This window comes from Kitasatospora sp. LaBMicrA B282 (assembly GCF_050325825.1).
Taxonomy (GTDB): Bacteria; Actinomycetota; Actinomycetes; order Streptomycetales; family Streptomycetaceae; genus Kitasatospora.
The window spans coordinates 1-13,943 of the sequence record NZ_JBNQTI010000039.1 but is presented as its reverse complement, the minus strand read 5'-3'; the positions used below and the strand labels follow the sequence as shown (position 1 = coordinate 13,943).

Below are 13,943 nucleotides of genomic sequence, written 5' to 3'. Positions count from 1 at the left end.
CCACCGGTACCGCGCCCGCGATCAGCCCGACGGCCACCAGGACCGCCGCCCGCGCCCCGCACCCCGCGGCGACCGCGCCGGCCAGGGCGGGCCCGACCAGGGCTGCACGTCGAAGGTCGCCGCGTCCAGCGCCGTGGCCCGGGCCAGTGCGTCCGCCGGGACCAGGCGCGGCAGTTGCGCGGTCCAGCCGCCGGAGAGCGCGGGCCCGAGCAGGCCGCCGGCCGCGGCGAGCAGCGCGACCGCGGGCAGCGGGAGCCGGCCCAGGCCGACCAGCACGGCGGTCAGCGTCGCGGCGTAGCCGGCGAGTGCGGCGGCCAGCAGCCGGCCGGGGCGGGCCGCCCGGTCCAGCAGCGCGCCGACCACCGGACCGCCCACGGCGGCGGCCGCGGTGAGGGCGGCCGGCAGGGTGGCGGCGGCCGAGGTCGATCCGGTGGCCGCAAGTGCCGCGAGCAGCAGGGCGGGTATGGACATCTCGTCACCGGTGCGGGCAGCCGCGGCGCCGAGGAGGTAACTCCGTTCGGTCACCCGACGAACCTTACGCATGTAACGCAAATCTGCGCCAGATGCGTTACATTGCCACCATGGCTCCGTCAAACCACCCCACCGGGCACTCCGCCAGGCCGCCCGCCGACCTGCCGCCCACCCACGTGCCGCCGTTCCGCCGGCCGCCCACCCCGCAGCCGGTCACGAGCCCCACCCCCGCCCCCGACGACTGGTCCACCCGCCACTCGGTCAGCACCGCCGCGCAGCGCACCGTCGCCCTGGTCAACGCGCTCACCGCCGACGCGCCCAGCGCCGACCAGGTCGCCCAGGTGCTGCGCGAGTACGGCGAGCCGGACCCGATCGCCCTCACCGACCAGGACCTCGTCGAACTGCGGGACGCCGCAGGGCTGTTGCGCGAGGTCTTCACGGCCGAGGACACCGACGCGGCCGCCGCGGCGCTGAACCGGCTGTTGACCGAGCACACCGGCCGACTGCGGCTGACCTCGCACCGCGGCGCCACCCCCTGGCACCCGCACCTCGACGCGGACGACGACGGACCGTGGGGCGCCTGGCTGTTGGCCGCCTCCTGCCTGGCGCTGACCGTGCTGCTCTGGGACCGCCAGCGCCCGCCGGGCGGGGTGTGCGCCTCACCGAGCTGCGGGCAGGTCTACCTCGCCCAGGGCAGCGGCCCGACGCGCCGTTACTGCTCGCGCCGCTGCGCCACCCGCGAGCGGGTCGCCGCCCACCGCCGCGCCGGTTCGGCGAGTTGACCCCGGGACGCCGGGCGGTAGCACCCGACCCGCGCCGCCCGGCGCCCGACCGTCAACCCGACACACCCCAGATCACCCGTCAGGTCCCATCACCCGTCAGGTCTCCCTCTTCCCGGCACCATTAGGCTAGGCTAGCCTTCCTTAGGTACTCCTTGCCTGACCGCCTCGGGCTCTCCCCCACGTGCGCCGCGACGGCCGGCCCGGCCGGACACCGTCCGCGGACGTGCCATGCCCAGACCCGAGGAACGACCGTGCCCGTTGCCCCTGCCACCGACGCCCCCGAGCGCCACGCCGCGGTGTACTGCTGGCCGCTCCCCGGCCGCGACCTCCGGGACGGCCTCGACCTCCAGGAGTCGGTGGCCCGCGAGCAGGCCGCCGCCCGCGGACTGCCGCTGGCACCCCGGCACGTCTTCGCCGACACCCGGCCGCCCGCCACCCCGCAGCCCGCAGCCTTCGCACCCGGCTGGGCGGCGCTGGTCGAGGCCGTCCGGGCCGAGGAGTTCGGCCACCTCTGGCTGTACCGCGCCGAGCGCCTGGCGGACCACCCGTGCGCGCTGGCCGAGTTACTCGTCCTGGCCGACCGGCACCGGCTGCGCCTGTACGGCCATCCGCGTGACCTGAACGACCCCGCCGAGCGCGCGGCGCTGCTGCGCCCGGCCGAGCGGGCCTGTCGGGCGGCCCGGCAGACCTCGGAACGGGCCCGCACCGCCCACCGCGCGGCCGCCGAGGCGGGCCGCACCCACGGCGGCGGGCTGCGCCGCTTCGGCTACACCCCGGGGATGACCGAACTGGTCGAGCACGAGGCCACGGTGGTCCGCGAGCTCTTCACCCGGTACCTGGGCGGCGAGTCGCTGCGCTCGCTGGCCGTGGACCTGAACACCCGTCAGGTCCCCACCGCCTACGGCAACAAGTGGACGGTCAGCGGCGTCGGCCGGCTGCTCGAGGCTCCCCGCTACGCCGGGCTGCGGCTGCTCGGCGGCGGCATCCTGCGCTCCCCCGAGGGCGGCTACCTGCGGGCCGGCTGGCCCGCCTGCGTCAGCGTGGCCGACTGGGAGGCCGCCCAGGCCCTGCGCGTCCGGCGGATCCGGGAACAGGCCGAGACCCGCAAGCCGCGCCGCGCCTACCCGTTGACCTCGCTGGTCCGCTGCACCCGGTGCGAGCGGCACATGGTGGGCTCGATGGTCGGCAGCTACCCGACCTACGCCTGCACCTCCAACAGCAGCCTGGAGGCCGAACACTGCTCGCGCCACATCGGCGCCGAGTCATTGGAGGCGCACGTCGCCGAGCGGGCGATCACCCTGCTGGAGGCGCTGCCGCCGGAACCGGCCGACCCGACGGGGGTGTTCGGCCGGCACCGGGCGCTGGACGGGGTGCCGACCGGCACCGCGGCGCGGTTCGGCTGGCCACGGCTGACCCCGGCCCGCCGGGCCGCGGTCTTCCGGCACTTCTTCAGCGCGGTGCGGATCTCGGCCTCCTCGACCAGCCGCAGCGTCTTCGACCCGGGCCGGATCGAGATCCTGCCGCGCGCCCGCTGCTGAGCCTGCCCGGCCCGCCGCCGACCCGCGCCACCCACCGCGCGCCGCCGCCGGGCCGCTCACCGCACCGCCCGGCGCTCACCCGCCGCCCGGCGCCCCACCCGCGCCACCACCGCCGCCCCCGGGATCGCGCAGCATCCGCAACCGCTGCTGGTACTCCGTCTCGTCGATCTCCCCGCGCGCGTAGCGCTCCCCCAGGATCCGCTCGGCCTCACCCGCCGCGGGCGGGTGGTGCCAGCCGCCGGGCGCCGGCGCACCGCCGACCGCCGAGGCGTGCTGGTGACGGCTCGCCAACAGCCGGTACACCAGCACGATCAGCACCACCAGCAGCACGAGCAAGAGGAACCCGCCGATCGTGAAGATCCAGAACCCGGCGTGCCAGCCGCCGGCTCCGCCCCCATGGTGAAAGCGGTGGAAGTACATCCCACACCACCTCTCCGACCTCGGCCCCGAGGCCGTCCGTGCCGCACCCCCGGTTGTCGAATTCCCTCCAGTGTGCGCCCCGAAGATGAGGGCTTCGTAAGCGTCCGAACGGCCCGGTCCCGCCCCGCCCACGGCGCGGCGCTCGCCCGGCATCGATGGGATGATCCAGGAAGGACTGCCCCCGGCCAGGCAGGAGGGATTCATGGTCGACCCGGTCGCCCCGCTCCCGATCCTCGACGACACCCAGGCCCGCGCCCTGCTGGCCACCCTGGACGCCGCGCTCGCCGACCAGCCCGAGCTGGACGCGCTGCTGGCCGACTACCAGCTGGTCCGGCAGGTGCTGGACCGCGCCACGGTGGGGGTCGCCGTGCTCGACCTGGAGCTGCGCTTCCGCTACGTGAACCGGGCGCTGGCCGAGATCAACGGGGTGCCGGCCGACCGGCACACCGGGCGGTGCCTCGCCGAGGTGGTCCCGGAGATCGACGTGCCCGCCGCCGAGACCGCGCTGAACGCGGTGCTGGCCGACGGCGTCGCCCGGACCCACACGGTCGAGGGCACCACCCCGTCCGGCCCGGCCGACGAGACGCGCTGGTGGCACAACGCCTACCACCGGCTGGAGTCCACCGCCGGGATCCCGGTGGGCCTGGTGGCGATCGTGCTGGAGATCACCGAGGACCGCCGGATCCGCCACGCCCTGGACCGGGCCCGCACCCGCCTGGCGCTGCTGGACGAGGCGGCGACCCGAATCGGCACCACCCTCGACGTCGACCAGGCCTCCAAGGAGCTGACCCGGCTGCTGGTCCCCCGGCTGGCCGACGCCGCCGTGGTGGACGTCGTGGTGCCGGACCGGCACAGCGGCGCGGCCGGCGAGCTGCTGACCATGCAGCGCCTGGCCCTGAGCACCACCGCGGAACTGGTCGGCACCGGCGCCTCGATCGGCGGCGCCGGCGCGTTGATCCGCCCGCAGGTCGGCTCGGCGGCCGAGCGGTGCGTCACCGGCCAGGCACCGGTGGTGCTCAACTTCCCCTCCGACGAGGAGCTGCGCGCCGCCGCGACCAACGCGGCCAGGGTGGCCGGGTACCGCCGGCTCGGCCTGCACTCGGCGGTCTACGTGCCGCTCACGGCCGGCGGGCAGGTGATCGGCGTGGTGATCGTGGCCCGGGGCGGCGAGTCGCCCGGCTTCACGCCGGACGAGGTGGCGCTGATGGTCGAGCTGGCCGGCCGGGCCGGCTCCGGGATCAGCAACGCGCAGCGCTACGCGCACGAGCACGAGTCCGCGCTGGCCCTGCAGCGGGCGCTGCTGGCCGAGCCGATGTCCCCGCACCCGGACGTCGAGTGCGCCGGCCGCTACCTGCCGGCCGGCGCCAGCGCGGAGGTCGGCGGCGACTGGTACGACTCGGTGGCGCTGCCCGGCGGGCGCTCCCTGCTGGTGGTGGGCGACGTGATGGGCCACGGGCTGGACGCGGCCGCCACCATGAGCGAGTACCGCTCGCTGATCCGTGCGCTCGCCCTGCAGCGGCGCTCACCGGCCGGGATCCTGCGGGAGGCGGAGCGGATCACCGGCGCGCTCGGGCAGGAGCGGGTGGCCACCTGCGTGCTGGCCCTGCTCGACCCGGCGGCCCGCAGCTGCACCTTCGCCACCGCCGGCCACCTGCCGCCGTTCCAACTGGACCGGCCGCACCGGCGCGGCCGGCTGCTGCGGCTGCCGGTCGGCCCGCCGCTGGGCAGTGCCTGGGGCGGGCACGAGCAGCTGACCCTGCCGTTCGCCCCCGGCAGCACCCTGCTGCTCTACACCGACGGCCTGGTGGAGCGGCGCCACCGCGACATCGAGGAGTCACTGGCCGCCCTCGGCGGGCTCGACTTCGACGCCGCCGCGCCGCTGGAGCACCTGATCGACACCGCCCTGACCGGCCTGGCCGCCGGCCACGGCGAGGACGACGTGGCCATCCTCGCCACCCGCCTGGCCGAGGCCGACTGACGACCTGGGCTTCCTCTCCCCTCCCGTCACGCCTCGCCCGGGTGCCAGTTCGGCCACTCCCAGGGGTGGTCCTGCCAGCTGACCTGCTCCGGGTCGTCGAGGTCGAGCTGGGGGAAGAGGCGCGCCGCCTCGGCCCGGAACTCCTGCTGGTCCACCGGTTCCCAGGCGTGCCCGCGGAACCGGACCAGGCGGTAGCGGCTGTCGCTGCCCAGCGGGGCGACCTCGACCAGCGGCTCGTGACTCGCGTAACTGTTCATACCCCCAGGCTCGCCGCCCGGGCTGCCGCACGCCAACGGTCGGGAGCTGCCGTTGGGCCGATGGGGAAAGCGGCCACATCCGACCACGCGGAACCTCTTGACCCCGGGAGAATTAGGGGCAAACTGGTCTGTACACCGGAAAACCGGAGAGAGCCACACCGCCCGCTGAGACGTCCGGCGAGCCGTCCGAGTGACCCAGATCCAGGCTCTGGCCAGGCCCCCGAGCGGCCCGCCCGACACCGGAGCGCACAGCGACGGCTGAACGCCCACGGACCCCGCGAACTCCCCGGGGGCCGCCGCATGCCCGGCGCCCTTCCGCTGCCTCGCCGTTCGCGACGCACCCGCCGCACCGTGCGCCCCGCCCCCGGTGCCCACCGACGTTTGAAGCGCCTGCCCGCACGCCAGTCATCATGCATGACCGACTCTCCGCTTCCCCTGCTGCTCGCCGCCGAGGTCCGCGAGGCGCTCGCCCACCGCCGTCCGGTGGTCGCCCTGGAGTCCACGATCATCTCGCACGGCCTGCCGCGGCCCCGGAACCTCGCCGTGGCCCAGGAGTTGGAGGCCCTGGTGCGGGCCGGCGGCGCGGTGCCGGCCACCGTCGCGGTGCTGGACGGCGTGGCCCACGTCGGCCTCGGCAAGGCCGAACTGGAGCGGATCGCCGACGACCCCGCGGTCCGCAAGCTCAGCTTCCGCGACCTCGCCCCCGCGCTGGCCACCGGCGCCAGCGGGGCGACCACCGTCTCCGCCACCGCCTTCCTGGCCGCCCGCGCCGGCATCCGGGTCTTCGCCACCGGCGGGCTCGGCGGCGTGCACCGCGGCTGGGCCACCACCCTGGACGAGTCCGCCGACCTGCCGCTGCTCGCCCGCACCCGGATCACCGTGGTCTGCGCCGGCGTGAAGTCGATCCTGGACGTGCCCGCCACCCTGGAGCGGCTGGAGACGCTCGGGATCACCGTGCTCGGCTACCGCACCGACTCCTTCCCCGGCTTCTACCTGACCAGTTCGGGGCACCCGGTGGACTGGACGGTGACCGACCCCGCCGAGGTGGTCGCGGTGATGCGGCAGCAGGACCGGCTCGGCGGCCTCTCCTCCGCCCTGCTGGTGACCAACCCGGTGCCGCCCGAGCAGCAGTTGGACCAGGCGCTGCACGACCGGGTGCTGGCCGAGGCGCTGGCCGCGGCCGAGGCGGCCGGCGCCACCGGACAGGCGGCCACCCCGTTCCTGCTCGGCTACCTCACCGAGCACACCGCGGGCGCCTCGCTGGAGGCCAACCTGGCGGCGGTGCGCGGCAACGTGCGGTTGGGTGCCGAGATCGCCACCGCCTGGGCGGAGCACCCGGCGTGACCGGCCCGGGCGGCGTGCTGCTGGTGATCGGCGACGTCGCCACCGACATCGTCGCGCTGCTGGGCGGCCCGCTCGCCCCGGCCACCGACACGGCCGCCCGGATCTCGCTGCGGCCGGGCGGCTCGGCGGCCAACACCGCTGCCTGGGCGGCGCGTTCGGGGGCCGAGGTGCGGCTGCTGGCCCGGGTCGGGGCCGACTTCGCCGACTGGCACCGGGCCGAGTTGCTGGCCTGCGGCGTCCACCCGGTGCTCACGGTCGACCCGCAAGCCGCCACCGCCACGGTGATCGCCCTGGTGGACGCGGCGGCCGAGCGCAGCTTCCTGACCGACAGCGGCGCCGCCCACCACCTCGGCCCGGCCGACTGGGATCCGGCGCTGCTGGCCGGAGTCGGCCGGCTGCACCTCTCCGGCTACCTGCTCTTCAGCGCGCCGGGCCGGGCACTGGCCCGGGTGGCGATCACCGCCGCCCGGGCCGCCGGGGTGCCGGTCAGCGTGGATCCGGCCTCCACCGGCTTCCTCGCCGAGCTGGGTCCGGCGGCCTTCCTGGCCGCGGTCGCCGGCGCCCAGCTGCTGCTCCCCAACCTGGCGGAGGCCCGGTTGCTGAGCGGCACCGCCGATCCGGCCCGGGCGGCCGAGCGACTCAGCGCCGACTTCGGCCAGGCGGTGGTGACCCTCGGCGCGGCCGGCGCGCTGGCCGCCGAGCGCGGCGAACTGCGCGCCGTGGTACCGGGGGTGGCCACGGCCGCGGTCGACTCCACCGGCGCGGGCGACGCCTTCACCGGCGCCTTCCTGGCCGCCCGGCTGGCCGGCGCCGACCTGGCCGCCGCCACCGCGGCCGGCTGCCGCACCGGCGCCACGGCGGTCACCGTGATCGGCGGCCGCCCGGCAAGGAACTGAGACACCGTCAATCACTGGGCCCGGCAGCGAACTTCCGCAGCAGGTTCGCCGTCGCCATCTGCACCGCCTGCCGGTCCCCGTCCGGCACGCCCGGGCAACTGTCGCTGCGCAGCGCGCAGATCCAGTTCTCGGTCCCGGCGTCGAAGACCCCGGCCCGGCTCGGCGCGGTGTAGTAGGTGGTGTCGGCGGTGGTGGCCGGACCGAAGGCGCAGGCGAGCGGCGAGTGGGCGAGCACCGCGAGCGGCGCCGGCGCCGGGTTGCCGGCGTCGAGGTGGTCCGCCTCCGGCCCGACCAGCCCGGCGAGCTGCTGCCCGGCCCGCACCCCGGTGCCGGCCCAGATCCAGTGCGTCGGATCGGCCACCACCAGCGGCCCGTCGGTGGCGGTGTAGCAGGCGTAGGCCTGGCCGGTCAGGGCGCTCTGCGGGTCGGCGTCCGGCGGGTCCGGCCAGTTGCCGGTGACCCGGGCGTCGTCCTTGCCGTAGAGCGGATCCTCCTGCGGCACCTTGTAGTTGACCTCCACCCGGTCGGCACCCAGTGCGGAGCCCTCGAACCGGATCCGGCGGTAGATCGCGTTGGCGCCGAGGAAGGCCAGGTTGCTCCCGTGGTCGCGGGCCGCGGTGAGGGTGGCGCGCATGGCCGGCGACCAGTACTCGTCGTGGCCCTCGCTGACCACCGCGGCGGCGCCCGCCAGCGACTGCGGGTCCTGGTCCAGGTCGAGTCCGGTCCGGTAGCCGAGCGGCAGGCCGAGCCGTTCGGCGAAGGCCACCAGCGGCTGCTCCAGGGTGAAGTAGTCGGCGGCCCCGTCCTGGTCCTGGTACGGCCGGTCGAAGCTGACCGCGCGGGCCCGGGTGGCCGCGCTGCCGTCCGGACCGGTGTAGAGGTTGGCCCCGCCCCAGGTGTTGTAGGCCTGGTAGGAGGTCACCGCCTGGAGCAGCACCACCGTGCCGGCCACTGAGGGCGACTCGACGGTGAGCGGCACCCAGCGGTGGCCGCCGGAGGCCGCGTCCAGCCGCAGCAGGTAGGAGCCGGGCGGCCAGCCGTCGGTCGGCACGCTCAGGCTCCGCTGCCAGGGCGCCACCGCCGTGCCGCGCGCGTGGACCACCGCGGCCGGCTGCCGCACCCCGGGCACCGGCGGCGAGCTCCAGACCAGCCGCGCCCGGGCGCCGCCGTACCAGCCGAACCGGTAGGCCCGCACGGTGAAGGAGCTCGCCGTGGTGGAGACGAACATGCCGACCGGCGCACCCGGGCGGACCCCGGCGTGGTCGGCGAAGCCCTGGATCTCCTCGGTGGCACCCGGCGCGCTGATCGGCCAGTCGGGACTGCCGGGCAGCGCGTTCTCGGCGGCCACGGTCCACGGGCCGGCAGCGCCGCCCGGGCGCCCCGCGGACCCGGGCGGCGACGAGGACGGGAGCAGGGACGAGGCCGGACCGGACCCGCCCGGCGCGCCCGCACCGGAGCAGGCGGCGAGCAGCAGCGCGAGCCCGGCCGACAGGGCTCGCCAACGGACGCCGGTAATAGCCACTTCTGCCTCTTGTCACTTACTCGATTCTGAGTACAGTGGACTCCGCCAGCCCGGCAGTAACACCTGATCTCCAACTAAGACCATTACATCAGGGGGACCTCCATGCCCGACACCCGCCTCACCGCCCCGGACACCGACCGCGCCTTCTGGACCGACTGGCAGCGCAGTTGGGACCGCCAGCAGCAGTGGTACCTGCCCGACCGCGAGGAGCGCTTCCGGGTCATGCTCGACCTGGTCGAGGCGGTCACCGGCCCCGCCCCGCGGATCCTCGACCTCGCCTGCGGCACCGCCAGCATCAGCGGCCGCCTGCTGGCCCGGCTGCCCGGGGCACGGAGCGTCGGGGTGGACCTGGACCCCGCGCTGCTCGACATCGCCCGCGGCAGCCACGGCGACGAACCGCGGCTGACCCTGGTCACCGCCGACCTGCGCGACCCGCAGTGGACCGCCGCACTGCCCGCCGGCCCGTTCGACGCCGTGGTCACCGCGACCGCGCTGCACTGGCTGGACACCGAGGTGCTGCGCCGCGTCTACCGCGACCTGGCCGGCCTGCTCCGCCCCGGCGGGCTCTTCCTGAACGCCGACCACAGCCCGCAGCCAGCCACCCCGCTGCTGAACGCGGCCCTGCGCGCGCACGAGCAGCTGCGGCAGCAGCGCGAGCAGGCCGACGGCGTGCTGGACTGGCAGCAGTGGTGGCAGGCCGCGGCGGCCGAACCGCGGCTGGCCGAGTCGGTGGCCGCCCGCTCGGCGATCTACCGCGACCACCGGGACGGCGCCATCCACCCCGTCGAGTGGCACACCGCCGAGCTGCTCGCCGCCGGCTTCCGCGAGGCGGGCCTGGGCTGGCGCTCGGTCTCCGACGCCATGGTGGCCGCCGTCCGCTGACAGGCCACCCGCCGACCGGCCGAGCGACTGCGGCCGCGACAGCAACAACAGCGACAGCGACAGCGACAGCGACAGCGACAACGGCCCACCGGTCCCCACCGGCGGGCTCAGTCCTCCGCCGAACGGGTCTGCTCGGCCGCCCGCTCGGCGGCCCGCACCTCGGCGGCCACCTCCGCGGCCGGGCGGCGCAGCAGGGTGCCGCCGTGCCGGGCGGCCAGCTCGTCGGCCGGTTCGGGCTGCCGCTCGTGCAGTTCGACGATCAGCATCGCGTGCCCCTCGGCCAGGTCCCGGCTGTACACCAGCAGGCCCTCGGCGCCGTCCTGGAACTGCCTCAGCTCGGCCGCGCCACCCAGCACGGTGCCCGCCGTCCAGCCGAGCAGCACCCCGACCGGGCCGCCGAACAGCCCGAGCAGGCCGCCGACGATCCCGGTCGCCACGGTCGGCGCGCCCGCGCCGCGCACCCAGCTCTCCGGGGTGTCCAGCAGCCCCTCGGCCGAGCGCCGCAGCACCGCCGCCTGCCGGGCGCCGGGCAGCTCCTTCGCCTCGCCGAACGCGACGTGCGCGGCCACCGGATCGCCGAAGGTGATGAAGAGCATGCTGTGCGTCTCGTCCGCCATCGTTTCTCCCTCTCGGCTGCCCGCCCACGCGGCCCACTCCTGTTGAGCACGTTAGGCTCCGCAGGCTGAACCGGCGTCAACTCGGCGGCCATCCGGGGGGTCACCGGCACGGGCGATGCCGGAGCGCAGCGTGCGACACGCGCGAGCGCAGGTGACGGTGTCATGGTGCGGACCGGCCTGGACGCGGACAATCGGCCCATGTCGCTCCGCACCGCGCTCGCCGTCCCCGCCCGCTACGGTTCCCTGGCAGCCGGCATGCTCCCGGTGCTCGCCTTCCCGTCGCTGAACCTGGAGCCCCTGGCCTGGGTCGGGCTGATCCCCGCCCTGCTGCTCTTCCGCGCCGCCCCGACGGCCCGGGAGGCCGCCGTGCGCGGCTGGTGGTTCGGCACCGGCTACGTGCTGGCCGCCATGTACTGGCTGCTGCCCTCGGTGGGCCCGGCGCTGCCGCTGATCGCGATCGTCTTCGGCACCCTGCAGACCGGGCTCGGGGCGGCCGCCCGGGCCCTGCTGCGCCCACCGCTGACGGTGCGCCGGGCCCTGGCCGCCCTGGTGGTGCTGCCTTCGCTCTGGGTGGTGGCCGAGTTCGCCCGCTCCTGGCAGGCGCTGGGCGGCCCGTGGGCGCTGCTCGGCGCCACCCAGTGGCAGCACCCGGCGCTGCTGGCGCTGGCCTCGCTCGGCGGGATCTGGCTGCTCAGCGCCGCCGTGGTCGCGGTCAACACCGGTGTGCTGCTGGCGCTGCTGGCCGCGCACACCCCGGTGCGGGCGCTCGGCGCGCTGGCGGCGACCGCCGTCCTGGTGACCGGCCCCGCCGCGTTCGCGCTCACCCCGGCACCGCGCCCGGTCCGCACCGCCACCATCGACCTGGTCCAGCCCGGCTTGACCCCCGACGGAGCCGCCCGGCTGGACGCCTCGGCCGCGCTCACCGCCGCCCTGGCCGCGCCCGGCGCCCAACGCCCCGACCTGATCGTCTGGGGCGAGAGCAGCGTCACCACCGACCTGGCCCGGGACACCGCCACGCTGGCCCGGCTGCGCGCCCTGTCGGCCGCCACCGGCAGCGAACTGCTGGTCAACGAGGACGCCCGGAAGGGCGACGGGCACATCTCCAAGGACGCGGTGCTGCTGGACGCGAGCGGCGTCCAGGCCCGCTACGCCAAGATGCGGCTGGTCCCGTTCGGCGAGTACATCCCGTTCCGGGGGGCGCTCGGCTGGCTGACCGGGATCAGCAAGGCGGCCGCCGAGAACCGCACCCCGGGCCACAGCTTCCACCTCTTCGAGCCGACCGACCACACCGGGCGCCCACTGCCCGCCGGGGTGCTGATCTGCTTCGAGTCCGCCTTCCCCGACCTGTCCCGCACCGCCACGCTGCAGGGCGCCCAGTTGCTCGTCTACCAGTCCGCCACCTCGACCTTCCAGGACAGCTGGGCCCCCGAGCAGCACGCCTCGCTGGCCGCGCTGCGGGCCGCCGAGACCGGGCGCCCGGTGGTGCAGGCCGCGCTCACCGGCGTCTCGGTCGCGTTCGACCCGCAGGGCCGCGAGCTGGCGGCGTACGGCACCGGGCAGCGCGGGGTGCTCACCGTCCGGCTGTCGCTGCCCTCCCCCGACGCCCGCACCGTCTACGACCGGATCGGCGACGTGGTGCCCTGGACCGCGCTGGCCGTCACCGCCGCAGCAGCCGGCGCCGCGCTGCACCGCTCCCGCCGCCGGACCACCACCCAGCGCCCCGACCGCGCGGCCCGTCCCCAGCCCGCCGCGCGCCGCTGACGCCGGTCCGGCACCCCCCGGACACCGGCGGGGCACCACCCGCGCACCGGCCGGGCCCTCACTCCTTGCGGGCCCGGCTGGGCTGCACCCGCGGCGGCTCGCCGGGCATCTTCGGGTGGTCCGGCGGGTACGGCAGCTCGCCCAGGCCCTCGTCCTGCTCCTGCCGCTCGGCCAGCTCCAGCACCGCCTCCAGCCCGAACGCCTGCCCGGCCATCCCGGCGTACGGGTCGCCCCGCTCGGCCAGCCGCGCGGGCACCGTGCGCAGCGTGAAGTCCCCGGGTGCGGCGTCGTCCAGTTCGTTCCACTCCAGCGGGGTGGAGACGGTGGCCTCGGGACGGGCGCGCAGCGAGTAGGGCGAGGCGATGGTGCGGTCGCGGGCCATCTGGTTGTAGTCCACGAAGACCTTCACCCCGCGCTCCTCCTTCCACCAGTGGGTGGTCACCCGGTCGGGCATCCGCCGCTCCAGCGCCCGGCCGAGCGCGATCGCGCAGCGCCGCACCTCGGGGAAGTGCCAGTCCGGCCGGATCGGCACGTAGACGTGCAGGCCGCGGCCGCCGGAGGTCTTCGGCCACCCGGTCAGCCCGCACCCGGCGAGCACCTCGCGCAGCTGGTGGGCGGCGCGGACGGCGTCGGTGAAGTCGGTGCCGGGCTGCGGGTCCAGGTCCAGGCGCAGCTCGTCGGGGCGGTCGGTGTCGGTGCGGCGCACCGGCCAGGGGTGGAAGGTGAGGCAGCCCAGGTTGGCGGCCCAGAGCACGGCGGCCGGCTCGCCCGGACAGATCTCGTCGGCGAACCGTCCGCTGGGGAAGGCGATCCGGGCGGTGGGCAGCCACTCCGGCGTGTTCTTCGGGGCCCGCTTCTGGTAGAAGAACTCGCCCTCGACCCCGTCCGGGAACCGCTGCAGCGTGGTAGGCCGGTCCCGCAGCCCGCGCAGCACCGCCTCGGCCACCGCCTGGTAGTACTGCGCCACGTCCAGCTTGGTGTAGCCGGGGCCCGGGTAGTACACCTTGCCCGGGTTGGAGAGCTTCACGGTCCGCTCCCCGACCACCAGCTCGACCGCCTCCGCCATCGCCGTCACCTGCCTCAGCCGGCATCCGTCCCGACCGGCATCCGATTGCCGTCCCAGCTGCCGTCCCTCCCAACGCTAGGGCCTGTCTTCAACCTCCCGCCTGCGGGGCGACGCCGGGGCACGCACCTCGACGGCTTCTCGTCAGTCGCCAATGCTCCGCATGGACTCCCTCCTCGGCACCGCCGATGCACGCACCCGTGGGGGCACCTCCCAGCCGCCAGGCTGGGGGAGCCGCCCCGCCCGCCCTTCGGGCGGACGACGGGAGTCTGAAGACAGGCCCTAGGGGCAATACCGGTGACTTTGGTGGGGTTCGCTCGTTGAGCGGGTTGTGCCAAGGCCTGGACAGGTGAAGTCGCCGGCGAGCGACCGGTTGTCGGATCGGATCGCGTTGGGGGTGTTGACGCGTGCC

13 protein-coding genes are annotated in these 13,943 nt (G+C 76.0%); 7 read left to right on the top strand and 6 right to left on the bottom strand.

All coding sequences use genetic code 11. The features are described 5' to 3' along the window. Positions 1–21: 21 nt before the first annotated feature. Positions 22–525, bottom strand: coding sequence for a hypothetical protein (locus tag ACQRUO_RS13770; RefSeq protein ID WP_428316148.1), 504 nt, complete (start codon positions 523–525; stop codon positions 22–24). Between the two features lie 56 nt (positions 526–581). On the opposite strand from ACQRUO_RS13770, the gene ACQRUO_RS13765 reads away from it, so the two are divergent. Continuing rightward, entirely contained in the window at positions 582–1,253 is a 672-nt protein-coding gene (locus ACQRUO_RS13765) for a CGNR zinc finger domain-containing protein (RefSeq protein ID WP_428316147.1), read from the top strand. A 251-nt stretch (positions 1,254–1,504) separates the two neighbouring features. Continuing rightward, positions 1,505–2,791 carry a recombinase family protein gene (locus ACQRUO_RS13760; protein ID WP_428316146.1) on the top strand — a complete coding sequence of 429 codons (1,287 nt, stop codon included), beginning with the start codon at positions 1,505–1,507 and terminating at the stop codon, positions 2,789–2,791. A 75-nt stretch (positions 2,792–2,866) separates the two neighbouring features. Here the strand turns inward: ACQRUO_RS13760 and ACQRUO_RS13755 are convergent, their stop codons facing one another. Further along, positions 2,867–3,211, bottom strand: coding sequence for an SHOCT domain-containing protein (locus ACQRUO_RS13755; protein ID WP_428316145.1), 345 nt, complete (start codon positions 3,209–3,211; stop codon positions 2,867–2,869). A gap of 202 nt (positions 3,212–3,413) precedes the next feature. Between ACQRUO_RS13755 and ACQRUO_RS13750 the strand changes: the two genes are divergently transcribed. Next, positions 3,414–5,189, top strand: coding sequence for a SpoIIE family protein phosphatase (locus ACQRUO_RS13750; RefSeq protein ID WP_428316144.1), 1,776 nt, complete (start codon positions 3,414–3,416; stop codon positions 5,187–5,189). A gap of 26 nt (positions 5,190–5,215) precedes the next feature. On the opposite strand, the gene ACQRUO_RS13745 is transcribed toward ACQRUO_RS13750, so the two are convergent. Further along, the gene (locus tag ACQRUO_RS13745; protein ID WP_428316143.1) at positions 5,216–5,446 is read right to left on the bottom strand and encodes a hypothetical protein; all 231 of its coding nucleotides are present in this window, start codon (positions 5,444–5,446) and stop codon (positions 5,216–5,218) included. A gap of 414 nt (positions 5,447–5,860) precedes the next feature. Between ACQRUO_RS13745 and ACQRUO_RS13740 the strand changes: the two genes are divergently transcribed. Together ACQRUO_RS13740 and ACQRUO_RS13735 are read left to right on the top strand one after the other, a co-directional pair. Beyond that, entirely contained in the window at positions 5,861–6,790 is a 930-nt protein-coding gene (locus ACQRUO_RS13740) for a pseudouridine-5'-phosphate glycosidase (RefSeq protein ID WP_428316142.1), read from the top strand. After that, a complete protein-coding gene (locus ACQRUO_RS13735) occupies positions 6,787–7,686 on the top strand; it encodes a carbohydrate kinase family protein (protein WP_428316141.1) in 900 nt (299 codons plus the stop codon). The genes ACQRUO_RS13740 and ACQRUO_RS13735 overlap by 4 nt, the downstream gene beginning before the upstream one ends. Before the next feature lie 7 nt (positions 7,687–7,693). Here ACQRUO_RS13735 and ACQRUO_RS13730 read toward each other — a convergent pair whose 3' ends face one another. Continuing rightward, entirely contained in the window at positions 7,694–9,208 is a 1,515-nt protein-coding gene (locus ACQRUO_RS13730) for a N,N-dimethylformamidase beta subunit family domain-containing protein (RefSeq protein WP_428316140.1), read from the bottom strand. Between the two features lie 102 nt (positions 9,209–9,310). On the opposite strand from ACQRUO_RS13730, the gene ACQRUO_RS13725 reads away from it, so the two are divergent. Then, entirely contained in the window at positions 9,311–10,090 is a 780-nt protein-coding gene (locus tag ACQRUO_RS13725; RefSeq protein ID WP_428316139.1) for a class I SAM-dependent methyltransferase, read from the top strand. Positions 10,091–10,197: 107 nt separating this feature from the next. Here the strand turns inward: ACQRUO_RS13725 and ACQRUO_RS13720 are convergent, their stop codons facing one another. After that, positions 10,198–10,707 carry a histidine kinase gene (locus ACQRUO_RS13720; RefSeq protein ID WP_428316138.1) on the bottom strand — a complete coding sequence of 170 codons (510 nt, stop codon included), beginning with the start codon at positions 10,705–10,707 and terminating at the stop codon, positions 10,198–10,200. Positions 10,708–10,905: 198 nt separating this feature from the next. On the opposite strand from ACQRUO_RS13720, the gene lnt reads away from it, so the two are divergent. Next, positions 10,906–12,468 (top strand): apolipoprotein N-acyltransferase, encoded by a 1,563-nt coding sequence (lnt, locus tag ACQRUO_RS13715; protein WP_428316137.1) that lies wholly within the window; start codon positions 10,906–10,908, stop codon positions 12,466–12,468. 58 nt (positions 12,469–12,526) lie between these two features. On the opposite strand, the gene ligD is transcribed toward lnt, so the two are convergent. Then, complete coding sequence (ligD, locus tag ACQRUO_RS13710) at positions 12,527–13,534, bottom strand: non-homologous end-joining DNA ligase (RefSeq protein WP_428316136.1); 1,008 nt, start codon at positions 13,532–13,534, stop codon at positions 12,527–12,529. Positions 13,535–13,943: the final 409 nt, after the last annotated feature.

Coding starts and splice junctions, on each gene's coding strand:
- ACQRUO_RS13765 (WP_428316147.1), top strand. CDS start 582: ATGGCTCCGTCAAACCACCCCACCGGGCACTCCGCCAGGCCGCCCGCC.
- ACQRUO_RS13755 (WP_428316145.1), bottom strand. CDS start 3,211: ATGTACTTCCACCGCTTTCACCATGGGGGCGGAGCCGGCGGCTGGCAC.
- ACQRUO_RS13750 (WP_428316144.1), top strand. CDS start 3,414: ATGGTCGACCCGGTCGCCCCGCTCCCGATCCTCGACGACACCCAGGCC.
- ACQRUO_RS13745 (WP_428316143.1), bottom strand. CDS start 5,446: ATGAACAGTTACGCGAGTCACGAGCCGCTGGTCGAGGTCGCCCCGCTG.
- ACQRUO_RS13740 (WP_428316142.1), top strand. CDS start 5,861: ATGACCGACTCTCCGCTTCCCCTGCTGCTCGCCGCCGAGGTCCGCGAG.
- ACQRUO_RS13725 (WP_428316139.1), top strand. CDS start 9,311: ATGCCCGACACCCGCCTCACCGCCCCGGACACCGACCGCGCCTTCTGG.
- ACQRUO_RS13720 (WP_428316138.1), bottom strand. CDS start 10,707: ATGGCGGACGAGACGCACAGCATGCTCTTCATCACCTTCGGCGATCCG.
- lnt (WP_428316137.1), top strand. CDS start 10,906: ATGTCGCTCCGCACCGCGCTCGCCGTCCCCGCCCGCTACGGTTCCCTG.
- ligD (WP_428316136.1), bottom strand. CDS start 13,534: ATGGCGGAGGCGGTCGAGCTGGTGGTCGGGGAGCGGACCGTGAAGCTC.